This is a genomic window from Streptomyces sp. NPDC058880, assembly GCF_042742535.1.
Lineage (GTDB): Bacteria > Actinomycetota > Actinomycetes > Streptomycetales > Streptomycetaceae > Streptomyces.
The window spans coordinates 1-17057 of sequence record NZ_JBHYMC010000094.1 but is presented as its reverse complement, the minus strand read 5'-3'; the positions used below and the strand labels follow the sequence as shown (position 1 = coordinate 17057).

15 protein-coding genes and 1 pseudogene are annotated in these 17057 nt (G+C 72.7%); 6 read left to right on the top strand and 10 right to left on the bottom strand.

The features are described from left to right. Positions 1-393: 393 nt before the first annotated feature. The gene (locus ACFW2G_RS31410; RefSeq protein WP_037917212.1) at positions 394-1080 is read left to right on the top strand and encodes a GNAT family N-acetyltransferase; all 687 of its coding nucleotides are present in this window, start codon (positions 394-396) and stop codon (positions 1078-1080) included. 268 nt (positions 1081-1348) lie between these two features. Then, positions 1349-2605: an alpha/beta hydrolase-fold protein gene (locus tag ACFW2G_RS31405; RefSeq protein WP_384585311.1), complete on the top strand. Its 1257-nt coding sequence runs from the start codon at positions 1349-1351 to the stop codon at positions 2603-2605. On the opposite strand, the gene ACFW2G_RS31400 is transcribed toward ACFW2G_RS31405, so the two are convergent. Further along, positions 2583-4064, bottom strand: a complete 1482-nt coding sequence (locus tag ACFW2G_RS31400) for a carboxylesterase/lipase family protein (RefSeq protein ID WP_384585308.1) — start codon at positions 4062-4064, stop codon at positions 2583-2585. The two genes, ACFW2G_RS31405 and ACFW2G_RS31400, sit on opposite strands and share 23 nt — an antisense overlap. Positions 4065-4163: 99 nt before the next feature. On the opposite strand from ACFW2G_RS31400, the gene ACFW2G_RS31395 reads away from it, so the two are divergent. Together ACFW2G_RS31395 and ACFW2G_RS31390 are read left to right on the top strand one after the other, a co-directional pair. Then, positions 4164-4484: a hypothetical protein gene (locus tag ACFW2G_RS31395; protein WP_037917210.1), complete on the top strand. Its 321-nt coding sequence runs from the start codon at positions 4164-4166 to the stop codon at positions 4482-4484. A gap of 95 nt (positions 4485-4579) precedes the next feature. Further along, complete coding sequence (locus ACFW2G_RS31390; RefSeq protein ID WP_037917208.1) at positions 4580-4858, top strand: chaplin; 279 nt, start codon at positions 4580-4582, stop codon at positions 4856-4858. A gap of 87 nt (positions 4859-4945) precedes the next feature. Here ACFW2G_RS31390 and ACFW2G_RS31385 read toward each other — a convergent pair whose 3' ends face one another. The 6 genes from ACFW2G_RS31385 to ACFW2G_RS31360 form a co-directional block, all read right to left on the bottom strand. Beyond that, complete coding sequence (locus ACFW2G_RS31385) at positions 4946-5809, bottom strand: tyrosinase family protein (protein ID WP_037917206.1); 864 nt, start codon at positions 5807-5809, stop codon at positions 4946-4948. Between the two features lie 30 nt (positions 5810-5839). Then, on the bottom strand, positions 5840-6208 hold the full coding sequence (locus ACFW2G_RS31380; RefSeq protein ID WP_037917204.1) for a tyrosinase family oxidase copper chaperone: 369 nt from the start codon (positions 6206-6208) through the stop codon (positions 5840-5842). A 59-nt stretch (positions 6209-6267) separates the two neighbouring features. Beyond that, entirely contained in the window at positions 6268-6807 is a 540-nt protein-coding gene (locus tag ACFW2G_RS31375; protein ID WP_384454245.1) for a GNAT family N-acetyltransferase, read from the bottom strand. A 128-nt stretch (positions 6808-6935) separates the two neighbouring features. Beyond that, complete coding sequence (locus ACFW2G_RS31370; RefSeq protein ID WP_384585305.1) at positions 6936-8057, bottom strand: acyl-CoA dehydrogenase family protein; 1122 nt, start codon at positions 8055-8057, stop codon at positions 6936-6938. Next, the gene (locus ACFW2G_RS31365) at positions 8054-9259 is read right to left on the bottom strand and encodes an acyl-CoA dehydrogenase family protein (protein WP_384454252.1); all 1206 of its coding nucleotides are present in this window, start codon (positions 9257-9259) and stop codon (positions 8054-8056) included. Before ACFW2G_RS31365 ends, ACFW2G_RS31370 begins: the two co-directional genes overlap by 4 nt. Continuing rightward, positions 9256-10230 carry an NADPH:quinone oxidoreductase family protein gene (locus tag ACFW2G_RS31360; protein WP_384585302.1) on the bottom strand — a complete coding sequence of 325 codons (975 nt, stop codon included), beginning with the start codon at positions 10228-10230 and terminating at the stop codon, positions 9256-9258. The genes ACFW2G_RS31365 and ACFW2G_RS31360 overlap by 4 nt, the downstream gene beginning before the upstream one ends. 244 nt (positions 10231-10474) lie before the next feature. On the opposite strand from ACFW2G_RS31360, the gene ACFW2G_RS31355 reads away from it, so the two are divergent. Together ACFW2G_RS31355 and ACFW2G_RS31350 are read left to right on the top strand one after the other, a co-directional pair. Continuing rightward, positions 10475-11581, top strand: a complete 1107-nt coding sequence (locus ACFW2G_RS31355; protein WP_384454257.1) for a hypothetical protein — start codon at positions 10475-10477, stop codon at positions 11579-11581. Positions 11582-11786: 205 nt separating this feature from the next. Beyond that, a complete protein-coding gene (locus tag ACFW2G_RS31350) occupies positions 11787-12767 on the top strand; it encodes an SDR family NAD(P)-dependent oxidoreductase (RefSeq protein ID WP_384585299.1) in 981 nt (326 codons plus the stop codon). Between the two features lie 10 nt (positions 12768-12777). Here the strand turns inward: ACFW2G_RS31350 and ACFW2G_RS31345 are convergent, their stop codons facing one another. From ACFW2G_RS31345 to ACFW2G_RS31335, 3 genes and pseudogenes are all read right to left on the bottom strand, one after another. Then, positions 12778-13542 carry a PIG-L deacetylase family protein gene (locus tag ACFW2G_RS31345; RefSeq protein WP_384585296.1) on the bottom strand — a complete coding sequence of 255 codons (765 nt, stop codon included), beginning with the start codon at positions 13540-13542 and terminating at the stop codon, positions 12778-12780. A 206-nt stretch (positions 13543-13748) separates the two neighbouring features. After that, positions 13749-15503 carry a DNRLRE domain-containing protein gene (locus tag ACFW2G_RS31340; RefSeq protein WP_384585293.1) on the bottom strand — a complete coding sequence of 585 codons (1755 nt, stop codon included), beginning with the start codon at positions 15501-15503 and terminating at the stop codon, positions 13749-13751. 120 nt (positions 15504-15623) lie between these two features. After that, positions 15624-16928 (bottom strand): annotated as a pseudogene (locus ACFW2G_RS31335) (alpha/beta fold hydrolase). Positions 16929-17057: the final 129 nt, after the last annotated feature.

Below are 17057 nucleotides of genomic sequence, written 5' to 3'. Positions count from 1 at the left end.
CTGACCAACAGCTCCAGACACCCGGCGCCCCAAGGCCACCGGGCACCCAGTGCTGCCAACCCCCGCCCTGACCTGCTGCTATTTACGCGTCAGACGCAGGAGAACGGGATCCGGCGGCCGTACGCGCGGCCGTCCGTGGAGCCCGCGTCGGATGGTGGGAGGCATGCCCGTGAAAGAGGATCAAGGGCGCTCCGGCGAGGGGAGGCGAGCCGTCGAGAACCAGCGTCACACCATTGCCGAATTGGGGCTTCATGCGGGGACTTTAAGGGGCTACATTGAGCCACCCGCGTTCACCTGACAGCCGGTCGCCTTTCACTCGTGTTTTGCACGGGGGGCGACGTCATGGACGCAGACTGTGCAACCACCCCACCGCCCAGAAGGACCGAAGGCTCCGTGCCCGTACCCGTACACCTCGCGGGCCGCACCGTGCGGCTCGAGCCCCTCGCACCCCACCACACCGAGGCCCTGGCCGTGGCCGGTGCCGAGGATCGTACGACTTACGCCTTCACCCCCGTACCCCACGGGGTGCAGGCGTCACACGAGTACATCGACCGCGCGCTCGCCGATCAGGCCGCGGGTCGATCGCTCCCGTTCGCCATCGTCAGAGCCACTGACGGGCGCGTGGTCGGTTCGACCCGGTTCCTGGAACTCGACTACTGGCAGGGGCCCCTGGTGTGGCCCGCCGTGCCGGGCGTCCCGTTCGGCGATCCGGCGACGGCGATCCCCGATGCCGCCGAGATCGGCAACACCTGGCTGTCCCCGACCGCCCAGGGCACCGGCATCAACACCGAGGCGAAGCTGCTCATGCTCCGCCACGCCTTCGAGACCTGGGGGGTCCGGCGCATCTCGCTGCGCGCCGACGCGCGCAACGGCCGGTCCCGGGCCGCGATGGAACGTCTCGGCTTCACCTGCGAGGGGGTCCGCCGGGCCCATTCGCGGGGGCTGGACGGCGCCGTCCGCAGCACCGCCTTCTACTCGATCCTCGACGAGGAGTGGCCGGCCGTACGGTCGATCATCGAGCTGAGGCTGTCGGCGGGGGCGCAGCGCAAGCGGCGTCGCAAGGCCCTGATCCCGGCCTAGCCGGGCCTAGCCGGACAGAAGAACGGAAAAACGGTCCTGCCCCGGCCTCCTCAACAGGGAGGACCGGGGCCGGACCGGTTCCACCGGCCGGCCGGGCGCTCCGCTCCCGGGCTTCCGCGGCGACCGTGCAATGAGCTGCCCCAAGAAACACCAAGAGAAGGAAAAGTGCGGAACCCCGGCACGCTTTCGATCATCTTTCGAACGGAAGAACCGAGACGTCGGACCACCCGCCCTTCCAGGGGCAGCACCAGCCGGAGAGCCACCGCACATGTCGTACGCACCCGAGGGGCAGCAGCACCAGCCTTACCGGCCGGAGGGGCGGAGCCAGCAGCCGACCCACGGCGAGCCGTACGGCCGGCCGTACGGGCAGCAGCCTCCTTACGGGGAGCAGTACGGCGCACCGCCCTCACCGTACGGACAGCAGCCCCCGGGCCCGTGGGAGCCGGAGCAGCCCGAGCGCCCGCGCCGCAAGGGCCGGCGCTGGCTGATCGCCGGAGCCTCGGTCCTCGCGCTCGCGGGCATAGCCGCCGGCGTCATGGCCTACTACGAGATACCTCCCTTCACCGACAAGGGATCCGCGGTGTCCTTCGGGCCGGACGGCGGCGCCAAGGGCTCCGGCCAGGGCGGTGCGGGAGCCCAGCAGCCGGCGAACTCCAAGATGCTCATGCCGACCGGGCCGGCGGCCGAGTTCAAGAACTCGATGACGCTGGCCGACGGCACGCACGTGGCCGTGACGACCCTGGACGGCAAGAAGTCCGGCTTCAAGGGCAAGGTCTGGGTCTGGGCCCCCAAGGAGTACAACGACCCGAAGTTCGCCAAGAGCGGCTTCCCGGTCATGATCGCACTCCCGGGCGGCGCCGGTTATCCCAACAACTACTGGATGGGCACCGACCTCGGCCTCCAGACGAGCATCAGCAAGTGGTACGCGGAGGGGAAGAGCAAGCCCTTCCTGCTGGCCATGCCGGTGCTCAACCCCGGGCCGGACGACAAGGGCGTCTACTGGGACGGCTCCGACATCCCCGGCCAGCCGAAGATGGGCACCTGGCTGACCGAGGACGTCCCGGACCTGATGAAGGCGAACTTCCGCACGGTGAAGTCCCGAGACGGCTGGGCCTTCATGGGCTCTTCCACCGGCGGGTTCGCGGGCCTGAAGGCGGTGCTGAAGCACCCAGACAAGTTCAAGGCCGTGATCGCCTCCGGCCCGGACATCGTCCCGGACTCCTCCCTGTGGAAGGGCCACGACAAGGAGAAGGCCGAGAACAACCCGGAGCTCCTGGCCCAGCAGCTGATCGACACCAAGGGCCCGGACGTCTACATCGCCTTCCAGGTCGGCGACAGCGAGAGCAACAAGAAGACCCTGCCGGACGTGCAGAAGTTCGTCGACACCTTCGGGAACAAGGGGCCCGTGCACACCAGCCTGCGCGTGATCCCGGGCGGCAAGCACAATGCCAAGACCTACGTCCCGAACATGGCTGAGGGGCCGATCCAGTACATCAGCAAGGTCATGGAAGGGCCGGTCGAGTAGCCCTCGGCGCCTGCGTCCGTTCGTGCTCCGGCCCGCCGAACACCTTCGGCGGGCCGTCGCCGTTCCAGGGCGCCCAGCCCGGGTCGCCCGTCGTGGCGAACCGCACCCACGCCCCGTGCATCTCGTCGGCCAGTTCCTGCGGGGCGGCCCTCCCGGCCAGCCAGGCGGCCTCCGGCACGGACAGGGTGTCGAACACGAATCCCAGCTCCAGTGCGTGGCAGGCGCCGAGCCCGGGGACGCCCGAGCACCAGGCGAACTCGTACAGGAAGCTGGGCGCCGCCCGCCGGGCCCCCGCGAGCCTGCGCAGCGGATCGCGCAGCAGCCGATCGGTGAACAACTGTCCGGCGAGCTCGGCGGGGCCCGCTCCGGGCAGCGCGGCGCGCAGCGCCGCCACGGCGGCCCGGTCCTTGCCGGTCCGGGTACGGGCCAGTGCGACGGCGAGCGGCCCCATCCGGTCCAGCAGGCGCATCCCGCCGGTCGGGGCGAGCCAGAGCCGGTACTCCTCGGTCGTCCATCCGAACAGCAGCGGAACGGCGCCGGAGGCCGGGTCCGTACCGGCCGTGAGGGCGTCGAGGGGGTCCGCGGGCAGCGTCTCCGGATCGACGACCAGGCCGAAGGCGGGCCCGCCGAGGAGGGGGCCCGATCGGCGCAGGACGGCCGCCTGGGCGGCCATCAGGTCGGCCAGGGAGGCGGCGGTGAACGCGGCTGCGGTGGCCTCCACCTTGAGCAGCGATGCCATCCGCCGGACCATGGCGCGCACCCTGGGGCGCGGCAGGGCCTCGGGGGCCCCGCTCTGCAGAGCCGCCCGGTGGAAGAGGCCGGCCGCGCGCGGGGCGGCCAGGAGAGCGCCGATGCTGATCGCTCCGGCGGATTCGCCGAAGAGGGTGACGCGGGCCGGGTCTCCGCCGAAGGCCGCGACGTTGTCGCGGACCCATTCGAGGGCGGCGATCTGATCGAGCAGGCCGCGGTTGGCGGGTGCGTCGGGGAAGAGGCCGTAGCCGAGGACGCCGAGGCGGAAGTTGAAGGAGACCAGCACGACGCCGTCGCGCGCGAAGGCGGAGCCGTCGTAGACGGGCACGGCCGAGGAGCCGCGGGTGTGCGCCCCGCCGTGGATCCACACCATGACCGGCAGGCCGGCTCCGGGAGCCGGCTCGGGGGTCCACACGTTCACGGTCAGGCACCCGTCGCCGGGGATCTCCGGGTCCGGCAGCAGGGCCGCGAACGTGGGCGGGTAGGGCACTTTCGGTGCGGTCGGCCCGAAGGCGGCGGCCTCGCGCACGCCGTCCCAGGCGGCCGGCGGAGCGGGCGGCGCGAGGCGGAGGGGGCCGACGGGCGGTGCCGCGTAGGGGATGCCGAGGAAAGCGGAGATGCCGTCGGCCCCGGTACGGCCCTCGATCACGCCGACCACGGTCCTGACCCGCGGCCGGCCGACGCCGGCGGCGACGCCCTCTGCACTCATCCCGTCCTCCTGCTGCTGGTGCCGGTCCCGCACGGTCGCACAGCCGTCCAACGGGTGACAAGGCGTGACCGGGCCGGGGACCGGCCCGGTTGGACGGGCATGCGAATCCTGCGTATCCACCACACTCTGCCCGCCCTGCTGCTGGCGGGCATCTCGTGCGTCGCCGGTCCGGCCCATGCGGCGGGGCCGGACTTCCAGTACGTCGGCCAGGACGACCGGGTGCACGGCCTCACCGCGCCGCGGGGATGCGCGGCCGCGGAGGGCGGCGGCGGCCGGGCGGTCACCAACGCGACCCGCGGCTCGGCGACCCTCTACCAGGGTCCCCGCTGCACGGGCCGGGTCGTCGGTGCGCTGCGGCCAGGCGAGGCCACTCAGGTGCGGCCCTTCTTCTCCTCCGTCGCTTTTCCCGTCACCGGGTAGGCGCAGCGGCCGTGACTCCTCGGCCCCCTCCGCGTTGTATGCCATGTCAAATGCCACAGATTCTGTGGCACCCCATATCTCACGAGGAGATCTTGATGTCGCGTATCGCGAAGGCATTCGCCATCACCGCTGTCACCGGTAGCGCCGTGGTCGCCGGTGCGGGCCTGGCTGTCGCCGATGCCGGAGCGCACGGTGCGGCGGTCGGCTCCCCCGGTGTCCTGTCGGGCAACCTGCTCCAGGTCCCGGTGCACGTCCCGGTCAACGTCTGCGGCAACACGGTGAACGTGATCGGCCTGCTGAACCCCGCGTTCGGCAACACCTGCGTCAACGCGTCGGGCGGCGGCAACCACCACACCGCCGGCTACGGCCACTGACCCCCTGCTCGACCGGAGGGCCCCCGCCGCTCGGCGGGGGCCCTTCCCCTGTGCGCTGCGGCCGCCCCGCCCGGCCCCGCGGGCGGGTCATTCGTAGCGGTACAGGCCCTGGTGGTCGAGGGCCTCGCGCGGAGTGACGTTCCACGGGGGCATCGGCTCGTCGAGGGCGATCACCCGGCCGCGCTGGAGGTCGCCGAGCGGCAGGGGTGCCGCGGGCAGGTAGCCCGAGCTCGGGTGCTTGTGCTGCCAGCGGTCCCAGATCAGGTCCACGAAGGCGTGGTGCAGCCAGAACACCGGGTCGTTGGGCGCCGTGCCGCCCGTCATGTGGCCGCCGATCCACTGGTGAACCTTGTTGTGGTTGCGCCAGCGCTCCCGCTTCGGTGCGGCCCAGCCCTCCAGCTTGTTGCGGAAACCCCCCGCGGTGGCGGTGGAGTCCCAGGGCGCGACGTCGTAGACCGGATCGTCCATCGCCCACTGGAGTTCGGCCGGGGTGGGCAGGGCGATCGGATTCTGCGGCCTGCCCAGGTTGCGGGTGAGGAACGCGGACTCGGTGATGCCCACGGTCACCGTCCAGTTGCCCTTGTCGTAGGCGAACGGGCCGGTCATCACCTTGCGATCGGTCGAACGGCCGGTGCCGCCGAGGAAGTCGTCCGCCCAGAGCGAGGAGACCGGGCTGGTGTCGGTGGTCCAGTCCCAGTACGGGACGGACACCCCCGGGTCGATCTGCCGCAACTGCTTCTCGAACTCCAGCAGATAGAGCCGGTGCCAGGGGAAGAAGGACGGGGACATGTGCCCGACGCGCAGCTTGCGGTCGCGGTCGGGCACGAAGTACGTGTCATGGGTGCGCACCAGGGCGTCGTAGGCGCCGCTGCGCTTCAGCTCCAGTACCGCCGCGGTGAACCGCTTCTTCTGGGCGCTGGTGAGGTTCTTCTGGTTCTGCCGGACGTGCAACGCGTCGTTCCTCCCGTTCCCGTGGGTCTGTCAGCCGTGGTGCGGGGCTGCGAACGCCAACTGGTTCGTGCCCAGTTCGTCGACCGCGGCACGGGCCAGTTCCAGTGGGGTCGGATAGGACTGGAAGTGGTTGATGCCGCTCAGGTAGCTGCCGTCGGCCCGCCGCATGACGTGCAGCGGGCGGCCGTCGATGCGTACCCCGGCGACGTCCACGGCGATGTGCCGGCCGCGGTAGGTCTCCTCCTCGGCGAGCGGTGCCGGCGTGAGGGTCTGCCGGGGCCGGCGGGCCCGCAGTACGGGGGCCAAGGCCGCGCCCGTCCCGGCCAGCACGGCCGCGGTGAACGCCGTACGCAGAAGCGCGCGTCGGGTCAGTGGTGCGGCGGCGGTTGCTGCGGACATGCGGTCTCCCTCGCTCGGTGGCCGGCGGCTACGGGTCTAACGCCGCGCGGCGGGCGAGGTCACCGGTCGGCGCCGCGGAGCCGCTTGTAGAAGAAGGTCGTCGGGTGCAGCCGGCCCTCCGGGTCGGCGGCGTAGTCGGGGATGGTGCCGGCCTGTGCCCAGCCGGCGGACCGGTAGACCTGCTCGGCGCCGCTACCGGTCTCGGTGTCCAGGAACAGCAGCAGCACCCCGGCCCGGACCGCCTCGGCCTCGGCGTGCGCGAGGAGGGCGCGGGCGGTACCCCGGCCGCGGGAGTCCGGGTGGACCATGAGCTTGCGCAGCTCGGCGCGGTGGCGACCGTTCGGCTTGGACTCCCGGTACCAGCTGACGGTGCCGTCGACGAGACCGCCGGCGCCGGTGCGGGAGACCCACAGGGCCAGGGATCCGTCCTCGACGGCGGGCAGCAGGGAGTCCCACCAGGCGGCTGCGGCCCCGTGGTCGAGGTCATCGAGGAAACCCAGTGAGGAGCCGTCGCGCACCACGGCGAGCAGCAGGGCGGCGAGTTCGTCGCGGTGGGTGCGCAGTCCGGTCGCGGACAGCGGGGTGATCACGGCGGTCATGCAGAGAGCATAGGAAACGCTCGGGGACCTGCCGCCGGCGGTCCGGGCGCAGGCGGCAGGACAGGGTCGTTGTGCCCCGCCGTGCCGTGCCGGACGATGCCGGACCGGCACGGCGCGGGAGGGACGGCCTACGCGGGGAGTTCCGCGAAGTCGGCCACCAGGCCCCGGTGGTGACCGGCCGTACCGAGGGCCAGGGAGTCGGCCTTGGCCCGCTTGAGGTACAGGTGGGCCGGGTGCTCCCACGTCATGCCGATGCCTCCGTGGAGCTGGACGCATTCCTCCGCGGCGCGGACGGCCACCCCGGAGCAGTAGGCCTGGGCGACGGCCACCGTGAGGGGCGCGTCGGGGGCAGCGGTGGCGAGGGCGTCGGCTGCAGCCCTGGCCGCCGCACGGGCGGAGGCCACGTCCAGCCAGAGCCGCGCCAGGCGGTGCTTGAGGGCCTGGAAGGAGCCGACGGGCCGGTTGAACTGGTAGCGCCCCCTGACGTGCCGGACGGTCTCGGTCAGGCACCATTCGGCCAGCCCGACCTGCTCGGAGGCGAGCAGCCCCGCCGTGCAGAGCAGCGCTCCGGCGACGGCCGCCCGGGCTGTCGCGGGGTCCGCGAGGCGGGTGCCCGGAGCCGCTTCCAGGGTGACGGTGGCGAGCGGGCGGGTCAGGTCCATCGCGACCACAGGGTTCACGGTGGCGGCCCCGGCCGGGACCGCGTACAGCCCGGTGTCGGCCAGGACCAGCAGGACGTCGGCGGCCACCGCGTCCGCCACGGCGGTGACCCTGCCGGTCAGGATCCCCCCGCCGGCGTCCCGTACGGGGGCCGGCAGACGGCCGCCGGGGGCGAGGGTCAGCGGCACGGCCGGGGCACAGACGGTGCGTCCGCAGGCCAGTTCCGCCAGCAGCGGGGCGGCTTCGGCGGTGTCACAGGCGAGGAGGATCTCCGTGGCGAGCACGGCACTGGTGAGATACGGGACGGGCGCCACGGCCCGGCCCAGCTCTTCCAGCACCACGGCCGCCTCCCGGTGCCCCGCACCCAGCCCGCCGAGCTTCTCGGGTACGAGGAGCCCCGCCGTGCCGATCTCGACGGCCAGGGTGTGCCACAGGGCCGGGTCGTGCGGCCGCCCCGTCTCGGCCCCGACGAGGACTGCCGTGGCGTGGCAACGGTCGGCGAGGAGCGAGCGTACGGTGGCGCGCAGTTCCTCCTCGGCCTCGGAGTACAGGAGGTCGGCCGGGGTCGCGGGGGCTGCCGGTGCCGTCATCGGGACAGGTCCTTCCAGGCGAGGTCCTTGTCGTCGCGCGGCTCCGGGGGCAGGCCGAGGACGCGTTCGGCGACGATGTTGAGGAGGATTTCGCTCGTGCCGCCCTCGATGCTGTTGCCCTTGGCGCGCAGGTAGCGGTAGCCGGCATCGCGGCCGGTGAAGTCGACCAGCTCGGGGCGGCACATGGTCCAGTCCCCGTACAGGAGGCCTTCCTCGCCGAGGAGTTCGACCTCCAGACCGCTGATCTCCTGGTTGAGACGGGCGAAGGTCAGCTTCATGCCCGACCCCTCGGGGCCGGGCTGGCCTGCGGCGAGTTGCTGGCGCAGCCGCTCCCCGGTGAGGCGGGCGACCTCGGCCTCGACCCACAGTTCCAGCAGGCGCTGGTGGAGGGCATGGGTGCGCAGTCCGGGGCGTTCGCGCCAGGCCGCGGCAACGGGTGCGATCATGCCGCCTTCGCGGGGGATGCGCATGCCGCCGATGGAGACGCGCTCGTTCATCAGGGTGGTGCGGGCGACCTCCCAGCCCTGGCCGACGGCGCCGAGGCGGTGGGTGTCGGGGATGCGGACGCCGGTGAGGAAGACCTCGTTGAACTCGGCCTCGCCCGTGAGCTGGCGCAGCGGCCGTACCTCGACCCCGGGGTGGTGCATGTCGCAGAGGAAGTAGGTGATGCCCTGGTGTTTGGGCAGTGCGGGGTCGGTGCGCGCGACGAGGATGCCCCAGCGGGCGGTGTGGGCGCTGGAGGTCCACACCTTCTGGCCGTCGACGATCCACTCGCCCGCGCCCTCGTCGAGGACGGCGCGGGTGGCGAGCGCGGCGAGGTCGGATCCCGCGCCGGGCTCGCTGAAGAGCTGGCACCAGACCTCCTCGCCGGCCCACAGGGGGCGCAGGAAGCGACGCTTCTGTTCTTCGGTGCCGTAGGCGAGGATCGTGGGGGCGGCCATGCCGAGGCCGATGCCGATCCGGCGGGGGTCGTTGTCGGGGGCGCCGGCGGCCTCCAGTTCGGCGTCGACGACGGCCTGGAGGGCGCGCGGCGCGGCGAGCCCGCCGAGACCCTCGGGGTAGTGCACCCAGGCGAGTCCGGCGTCGAAGCGGGCGCGGAGGAACTCGGTGCGTCCGGTGCTGGCCGGCGGGTGCGCGGCGAGCAGGTCCCGGGTACGGGCGCGCAGCGCCTCCGCAGGGGTGTGGGCGGCGTCGGCGGTCATCGGGCCGCCCCGTCCAGGTCCGGTACGACGACCAGGCGGCCGGTGGTGGTCCCGTCGGCGAGCCGCTGCACGGCGTCTGCGGCCGCTGCGAGCGGGAGGCGTTCACTGACCATCGGTCTGACCGCGCCTTCGGCGGCGAGCCGGGTGAGCTCGGTGTGGCAGGCGAGGACGGCGGCGGGGTCCTTGGCCGCGTACAGGCCCCAGTGCAGACCGAGTACGGAGTAGTTCTTGACCAGGGCGTGGTGGAGGGCGGGGGTGGGGACGGTGCCGCTGGCGAAGCCGACGACGACGATCCGGCCCTCGAAGGCGACGCATTTGGTGGAGGCGTTGTAGGCGTCCCCGCCGACGGGGTCGTAGACGACGTCGGCGCCGCGTCCGCCGGTGAACTCCTTCACCCGAGGGGCGATTTCCTCAGCCGTGCGGTCGATCACCAGGTCGCAGCCGAGTGCCTCGGCGGTGCGGGCCTTGTCCTTGCCGCCGACGACCCCGATGACGGTGGCGCCGGCGGCCTTGCCCAGCTGGACGGCGGCGCTGCCGACGCCGCCGGCGGCGGCGTGCACGAGGAGGGTCTCGCCGGCCCGGAGGCGGGCGCGGCGGTGCAGGCCGAACCAGCCGGTCTGGTAACCGATGTGGAGGGCGGCCGCCTCCGCGTCGTCGAGGGTGTCCGGAGCGGGCAGCAGCGCCCGGGCGGGCGCGGTGACGTACTCAGCGAACCCGCCGTGCGGCAGGCTCGGGTTGGCGATGACGCGCCGGCCGTCCTCGGTCTCTCCGCAGACCTCGACGCCGGGGGTGAAGGGCAGCGGCGGTGTGATCTGGTACTGCCCGCGGGCGAGCAGCGCGTCGGGGAAGTTGACGTTGGCCGCGAGGACCCGGAGTCTCACCTCGCCCTCGCCGGGGACGGGTTGGGGAACCTCTTCGAGGCGCATGGCCTCGCGGGGCTCACCGGGGGTATGTACTCGCCATGCCTGCATCCGGGGCCTCCAGCCGCCGTCGAGGAACCACGCTCCGGGCGCATACTAAGCGGTCGCTTGCCCTCTTGTGAACCGCCGGGCCGTGGAGGCGCGCCATGGAGACCGGCCGCGGACGGCGCCCGACTGGGAACACCACGCGCCATTCAGGCCACACCCGCCGCACCTTCAGGCAAGATGTGGCGAGCACGTGTCATGACTCAACGGGGAACAGCACCTGTCCAGGGGGACCACCATGAGAAGAAGCATGTCCGCGATCGCAGCCGCCGCCGTCCTGGCCGGCCTGGTCACCGCGGCCGGCCCGGCCGCCGCCGCGGGCGACGCGAAATGCACGCCGAAGATCCAGGTGCTCGACTCGATCGGGGACGAGTCGTACATGCGCGACATGCTGCGCAGCCAGGGCGTGTTCGACCTCGGCGCGGACGGCCTCGCCGTCGGCGTCTCGGGCCACAAGCCCGTCTACTGGACCGGCACCACCCTGCACCCGGTCCCGCTGGCGGACCCGAACGCGACGGGGCAGGTGATCGCCGTCAACGCGCACGGCCTGATGGTGGGCATGCTGCGTACCTCCGGTGGCCTGTCCCTCTTCACCTACCGGGTGGGCGACGCGGCGATCACGCCACTGCCGGACAGCTACGGCTACGACAAGGAGGCCGACGTCAACGACGCCGGGTACGTGGCCTCCCGCTCGGACGGCGGGGTCGCCACCGTATGGAAGGACGGCCAGAAGGTCCGCGAGCTGTCCCTCCCGGCCGACGCCGGCCCGGGGATGCAGACCACGATGGTCACCGGCATCAACAACCACGGCGACGTCCTCGGGATGGCGACGCAGGACTACGAGGTCCCCGAGACCGGCGAGCACGTGGAACGCACCTACCCGGTGCTGTGGCCGGGGGACGGCACCGCCGCCCGGTTGCTGGATCCCACGATGAACGAAAGCTACGTCCAGGACCTCGACGAGAGCGGCCGGGTCGTCGGCTACGACTGGGGCGGACCGTGGCACGAGTACCGCACGTGGGTCTGGGAGCCTCCGCTCGGCAGCCCGGGCAGCACTCCCGGGGGGCTGAGCTCGCACCCGTACGCGACCTTCGAGGCCATCAGCCCGACCACGAACGTCAGCGTCGGCACGGCCAAGTTCCACCCGGACGCGATGACGCTGCCGGACCAGGCGCTGCTGCGGTCCGGCTCCGGCCCGGTCAAGGCCCTGCCGCGGCTGGCCGCGGGCGGCGCGAGCATGGCGGAGGCCGTGTCGGACAGCGACCTGGTCGGCGGAGCGGCCGTGAACGCCAAGGGCAAGCTCAAGCCGGTGATCTGGACCTGCGCGACCAAGCAGGCGTACAACCCCGGCAGCTAGTGCGCTGACCGCACCGGTTCGCCAGGTCGGTGCCCATGATCCCGTGCCGATCGGAGGCGACGACACGTCCGATCGGCGCCGCAAGGGTATCGCCACGCCCTGGACGGCCTTGAAGGACATCTCGCGTTGGCCGTTTCGGGGAGGATCAGCAGGAGCTGCCGCCCGGGGATGGCGATCCGATGGCCCGCGCGCTATCGATGGGCGCATGGAGAACCCTCAGTGCGGGCTGCCCGCACCGCCACCGCTCGGTGCCGCCGCCCTGCCCCCCGGTACGTACGCGGGGCAGGTGGTCCTCGTGACCGGCGGCGGCACCGGCCTGGGCAAGGCCGTGGCCGCCGAGTTCGCGCGACTCGGCGCCGATCTGCTGATCGCGGGCCGCCGCCCCGAGCAGCTCAAGGCGGCGCGGCGGGAGCTGGCGGCCGTGCCGGGCGCCGGCCGGGTGGCCGCCGCCGTCTGCGACATCCGGGACCCCGAGCGCATCGCCGAGGTCTTCGGGGCGGCCGAGGCGGGCCTCGGGCTGCCGGACGTGCTGGTCAACAACGCGGCCGCCAATTTCCCGTCCCCGGCCGAGGACCTCTCCCCGAACGCCTGGCGGGCGGTCGTCGACATCACCCTGACCGGCACCTGGTTCACGACCCGCGAGTTCGCCCGCCGCCACCTCGCGGCGGGCACCCCCGGCTCGATCGTCAACATCGGCGCCTCGTACGCCTGGACGGGCGGGCCGGGCTTCGCCCACAGCGCCGCCGCCAAGGCCGGGGTGAAGAACCTGGTGGAGACCCTTGCCGTGGAGTGGGGACCGTACGGCATCCAGATCAACGGGCTCGTCCCGGGTCTGTTCCCGCACGCCGACATGACCGCGGACATCCGCGAGGGCCTGGAGCGGGCCGCACCCGGCGCCGGGGAGGCCCGGCAGCCAGAACGCCCGGCCCTCGGCCCGCAGCAGCACGGCTCGCACCGAGGCGTCGAAACGGATCCGGTCCGCGAGCAGGCCGAGCTGGCGGCTGGACTCCCAGCTCCAGCCGTTGAGCCGGTCCGGGCGGCACAGGGTGAGGACCGCCACGCCGTCCGCGACCTCCAGCCGGATCCGCTCCTCGCCCTCGGCGATCTCCGTCGAGATGGTGTCGATCACCGTATCCCGCACCTCTCGCCCGACCGACGACCCGGAACTGATGCACCGTCAGACTAGGGGTGGGAGGTCAGCGGGGGAAGACCTCGAACGCTACCGCCGGGCGCCCGCCGAACCGCGCCGCCACCCGCTCTGCGTTCCCGGTGAGGAACGTGCGGACGTACTCCTCGGGGTCCTGGTCCGTCAGCGCCTCGATGTAGGCCCGGTGCTCCATCAGGGAATGCACCGAACGCTCCAGGCCGGGACCGGCATCGGCCGCGTGGGTGGGCGTGCTCGTCCCGGCCACCGCCACCCAGCGGACCCCGTTCCACGGTTCCAGGCCCTGCTCGGAGACGAGCTCCGGGAAGATCCAGCGGTTGCCCGCGTCGGCGGCTGCGTCCAGCGTGGCCCGGCCAACGGCCTTGTGGTCCGGGGTGTTCCAGAAGCCGCCGCCCTGCTCCCCGCCCCACGTGTCACGGTGGTTGAGGGTGATGACCAGCTCGGGGCGGTGCCGGCGGATGGCAGTCGCGATGTCCCGGCGCAGGCCGAGTCCGTACTCGACGATCCCGTCGCGGTGGTCGAGGAACTCCACTGCTGACACCCCGACCACGGCGGCGCTCGCGCGCTGCTCGGCCTCGCGCAGCGGGGCGCAGTCGGCGGGGGCGAGGGAGTCGATGCCCGCCTCCCCGCGGGTGGCCAGGAGGTAGACCACCTCGCGGCCGCCGTCGGTCCAGTCGGCGATCGCGGCCGCGCACCCGTACTCCAGGTCGTCCGGGTGGGCGACGACGGCGAGGGCGCGCTGCCAGTCGGTGGGCATGGGCTCCAAGGGGGCCTGTTGATCACGTTGTTCGGTCATGCGTCGCACCCTAGGCGAAGGGGCCGCCACCGGCCGGTAGCGGCCCCCTCGGAAGCCGATCCCGCCCGCACGGCATCCCCCGGTGGCCCCGGTGGCCCGTCTTCCGCCGCTGCGCGACGCGCGGCCGGTGGGTACGGTCCCACAGGGGCCCGCACCCCCCGCCGGCCCCGCTGGATGAGGGGCCGGACCGGCGGATCGATGTGGGGTCAGCCGATGGGGCGCGGGGTCGCGTCCATCCCCGTTGCCGTACCACGGAACCAGACGGCCTTGCCGTCGGCGCCGACGGCCGCCAGGTCGGCGAGCCCGTCGCGGTCGAAGTCGCCGGCCGAGACCAGCGTCGGATACGCGGTCCGGTCCAGGCCCGAGCCGATCTTCACGCGCTGCGCCGCGGCCCAGCTCGTGGGGTCGAGCCGGCCGGCAGCGTCCTCGGCCCCCCTCACGACGTACAGGTCGCCCGAGACGTCGTCGCGCGCCCACAGGTCGGTGGCGCCGTCGCCGTCGGTGTCGCCCGGGACGATGACCGAGACGGCGTCCCAGCCGCCGTCGCCGACGAGGACCGGAGCACCGTTCATGTCGAGGTACCCGATCCGACTGCCCGCGTACGCCCAGAGCTTCGCGCCCTGCTTGACCAGCAGGTCCGGCTCGCCGTCGCCGTTGAAGTCACCCGCGTCGGCGATGTCCTGAGCATCGGACCAGTGCTCGTTGCCCCGCACCGGGTCGCTCTCGATGGCGCTCAGAAGCATGCCGTCGTGCGGACGGACACTGCCGAGACCGGTGTTGGGGAGGACTCGGATCTGCTTGGCACCCAGGCCTTCGACCGTCTCGAGCACCAGCAGGTCGTTGTAGCCGTCCTCGCCCCAGTCCCCGCCGACGGCGATCCGACTTCCGGGAGCGAACGACGCCCCGGCGTCGACCGGTGCGGCGAAGGTGCCGTCGGCCCGACCGGCCGAGAAGCGGAGCCTTCCATCGGGGTCGAGCGTCCACAGGTCGCGCAGACCGTCGCCGTTCAGGTCGCCGGCTGCGTCGCGCACCCCGCCGTTCCCGAGGGCCCAGATGCTGTACACGGCCTGGTCCGAGCGCCGCCCGGACCGGTCGAGGCTGTACGCGTAGATCATGTGGGGTCCCGAGCCGGTGGGCGTGATCACAGCACTGGTGCTCGGCGCCACGGTGACCTGCCTCGGATCGAAGTCCGACCAGTAGACGATCTTGTCGATGTTGGCGGCACCGCCGGTGCCGAAGGTGAACGTGCCCGGCGTACGCGCCTTCCCGGTCCCCGCGGGTACCCCGTTCGACGCGTCGGGGAACTCGGGAGAGCTGATCACCGGCGGCGCGGGACGGCCGATGGCCACGTCCAGCTGCGCGGTCGCCGGGGCGAAACGCTTCCAGGCCGAGGAGTCGGATTCGTCGGAGGCGAACAGGCCGACGGTGACAGTGGTCTGGGACGTGGCCGCCGCCTCCTTCACGAGCGCGGTGGCATCGAACTCGAGGTCGCCCGCCGCACAGCCTTCACCGCCCTTGGCATCCGTCACCGTGGCCAGCCGGGTCTCCCTCCCGGGCTGCAGCTTCCACGTGGTCCGAGCCGAGATGGCACCAACGCTCCACAGTTCCACCGGACGGCCCGCGCAGGACGCCGACCCCGTGTTGGCGATCCTGAAGGTCGCTTTGGAGACCGTGGCACCCCTGAACGCGCTGGTGTCCAGACGGAGGTAGGCGCGCGACAGCCCCTGCGCGCCGCCCTCGTCGCCGACGCGGAGGTCGTCGGAGGTGTTCCAGTAGGAGCGGTTCGGCTCCCTCTTGGACACACGCGTCCAGGCCTGCGCGGTGGCCGGGGCCTCCGCCGCACCCGTGGCGCTGCCCATCGTCGCGGCGACGGCGGCCGGCGCTGTTCCTGCCACCGCCCCGGTCACGGCCAGCGCGCCGGCCAGGGCCAGTGGGACGGCGCTCGACATCCTTCTCGACATGCATGCTCCACACATGAGTTCGGTTCCTCCGGGACGAGGACCCACCTTAGCCGGGTGATCAACTTCTGCGGGAATGATTATTCGGGCGCCCCGCACGTCCTTGACCTGCGAGGACACCGGTCATGCCGCGTCGTGCACCAGGGCCAGCAGGCGATCCAGGACGCGGGTGCCGCCCGCGCGCAGGCCGTCGTGCTCGAACTCGTCCGTCACCCAGGTCCGCAGGCCCCGGACGGCACGGGCCGTGCTCAGCGCGTGCTCCGTGTCCACGTACATGTCGTCGTGGTAGACCGCGGCCGCCACCGGCACCTCGTTGGCCGCCAGCCGCTGCGGATCGTAGAGGGGCTGCCAGCCCGTACGGGCGGCCAGCAGGTCGGCGGTCTCGCGCAGCGGGGCGAGCGCCGGGTCGGTGGTGAAGTGCCAGGGGTGGATGGTCTCGCCGGTGAAGAGCACGGGGGCGTCACCTGCGAGGGCCTTGCGGGCGTCGAAGCGGGGGTGTTCCGCCAGGACCCGGTCGGCGGCCCAGTCGGTGGGCGCGGCCGGGTCCTGGGCGTAGATCGCCTCGTGAAGCAGTGCGTAGAGGGGGTGCCCGGCGAAGGAGAGGTGGGAACGAGTGCCTTCCAGGAAGGCGTCGGAGAGGGCCGGTCCGGCAGGAGTGGAGACGAAGGCGTCCTCCAGCATGTAGTGCAGCTGGTGGCTGCCGTCGCCGCTGCCGAGGAGGATGCCGAGGGACTGGAAGGCCTCGACCGTCAGGACATGGCCGCCGGGAATTTCGGCCGGCTGTTCCGCGAGGTGGGCGGCGATCCGGCGGGCCCGCTCGGCGTCCATCGGGTAACGGGCTTAGTGCGCTGCATTCTTGCGCTCAATGCGCGGGCAGGCGGCCCGATAGACCTCGTCGGCGGTGGCGGTCAGCGCGGGCAGGCCGCCGGTGATCAGGGCGGCGGCGAGCCCCTCGGGAGCGCTGGAGAGGTAGCGGACCGTGCAGAAGCCGCCGAAGCTCTGGCCGAGCACGGTCCAGGGTGCGCCGCCGGTGAGGCCGGGGCGGATCATCTCGGCGTCGCGCACGATGGAATCCGCCCGGAAGTGGGCAAGGTGGTCGGCCTGCTGGGCGGGGGTGCCACGCAAGGGCAGTGTCTGCCGGTTCAGCGGGGTTGACCGGCCGGTGCCGCGCTGGTCCAGGAGGAGCACCCGGTAGTCCTGGAGGGCCCGCTCCAGCCAGGCCTGGCGGCCGACGAAGCGGCGGGCGCCGAAGCCCGGGCCGCCCTCCAGGTACAGAAGCCAGGGCAGGGTCTGCGGATCCTTGCCCGTGGCGACCACCTCGCGGCCGTACAGCTCGATCCGCTCCCCGTCCGGGCGCGCGTGGTCCAGGGGGACGGAGAACCGGTGGTCGGTGAGGACCGTGCCGGGCTGACGGTAGCGGTGGACGATGGTCACGGACGACCCCCAGGGATGCGAGGTACGGAAGTTCCGTGCCCCGGCCGGGTGAGGCGCCGGCGGGCACGGCGGTCCGCCCGAGTCTAGGGGCGCCCCGAGGGTGTCGTGCCGGTCGGGCCGACC

Bases quoted from the DNA above. Each gene is read 5' to 3' on its own strand.
- ACFW2G_RS31405 (WP_384585311.1), top strand. From the start codon at position 1,349: ATGTCGTACGCACCCGAGGGGCAGCAGCACCAGCCTTACCGGCCGGAG.
- ACFW2G_RS31400 (WP_384585308.1), bottom strand. From the start codon at position 4,064: ATGAGTGCAGAGGGCGTCGCCGCCGGCGTCGGCCGGCCGCGGGTCAGG.
- ACFW2G_RS31395 (WP_037917210.1), top strand. From the start codon at position 4,164: ATGCGAATCCTGCGTATCCACCACACTCTGCCCGCCCTGCTGCTGGCG.
- ACFW2G_RS31390 (WP_037917208.1), top strand. From the start codon at position 4,580: ATGTCGCGTATCGCGAAGGCATTCGCCATCACCGCTGTCACCGGTAGC.
- ACFW2G_RS31380 (WP_037917204.1), bottom strand. From the start codon at position 6,208: ATGTCCGCAGCAACCGCCGCCGCACCACTGACCCGACGCGCGCTTCTG.
- ACFW2G_RS31375 (WP_384454245.1), bottom strand. From the start codon at position 6,807: ATGACCGCCGTGATCACCCCGCTGTCCGCGACCGGACTGCGCACCCAC.
- ACFW2G_RS31370 (WP_384585305.1), bottom strand. From the start codon at position 8,057: ATGACGGCACCGGCAGCCCCCGCGACCCCGGCCGACCTCCTGTACTCC.
- ACFW2G_RS31365 (WP_384454252.1), bottom strand. From the start codon at position 9,259: ATGACCGCCGACGCCGCCCACACCCCTGCGGAGGCGCTGCGCGCCCGT.
- ACFW2G_RS31360 (WP_384585302.1), bottom strand. From the start codon at position 10,230: ATGCAGGCATGGCGAGTACATACCCCCGGTGAGCCCCGCGAGGCCATG.
- ACFW2G_RS31355 (WP_384454257.1), top strand. From the start codon at position 10,475: ATGTCCGCGATCGCAGCCGCCGCCGTCCTGGCCGGCCTGGTCACCGCG.
- ACFW2G_RS31350 (WP_384585299.1), top strand. From the start codon at position 11,787: ATGGAGAACCCTCAGTGCGGGCTGCCCGCACCGCCACCGCTCGGTGCC.
- ACFW2G_RS31345 (WP_384585296.1), bottom strand. From the start codon at position 13,542: ATGACCGAACAACGTGATCAACAGGCCCCCTTGGAGCCCATGCCCACC.
- ACFW2G_RS31340 (WP_384585293.1), bottom strand. From the start codon at position 15,503: ATGTCGAGAAGGATGTCGAGCGCCGTCCCACTGGCCCTGGCCGGCGCG.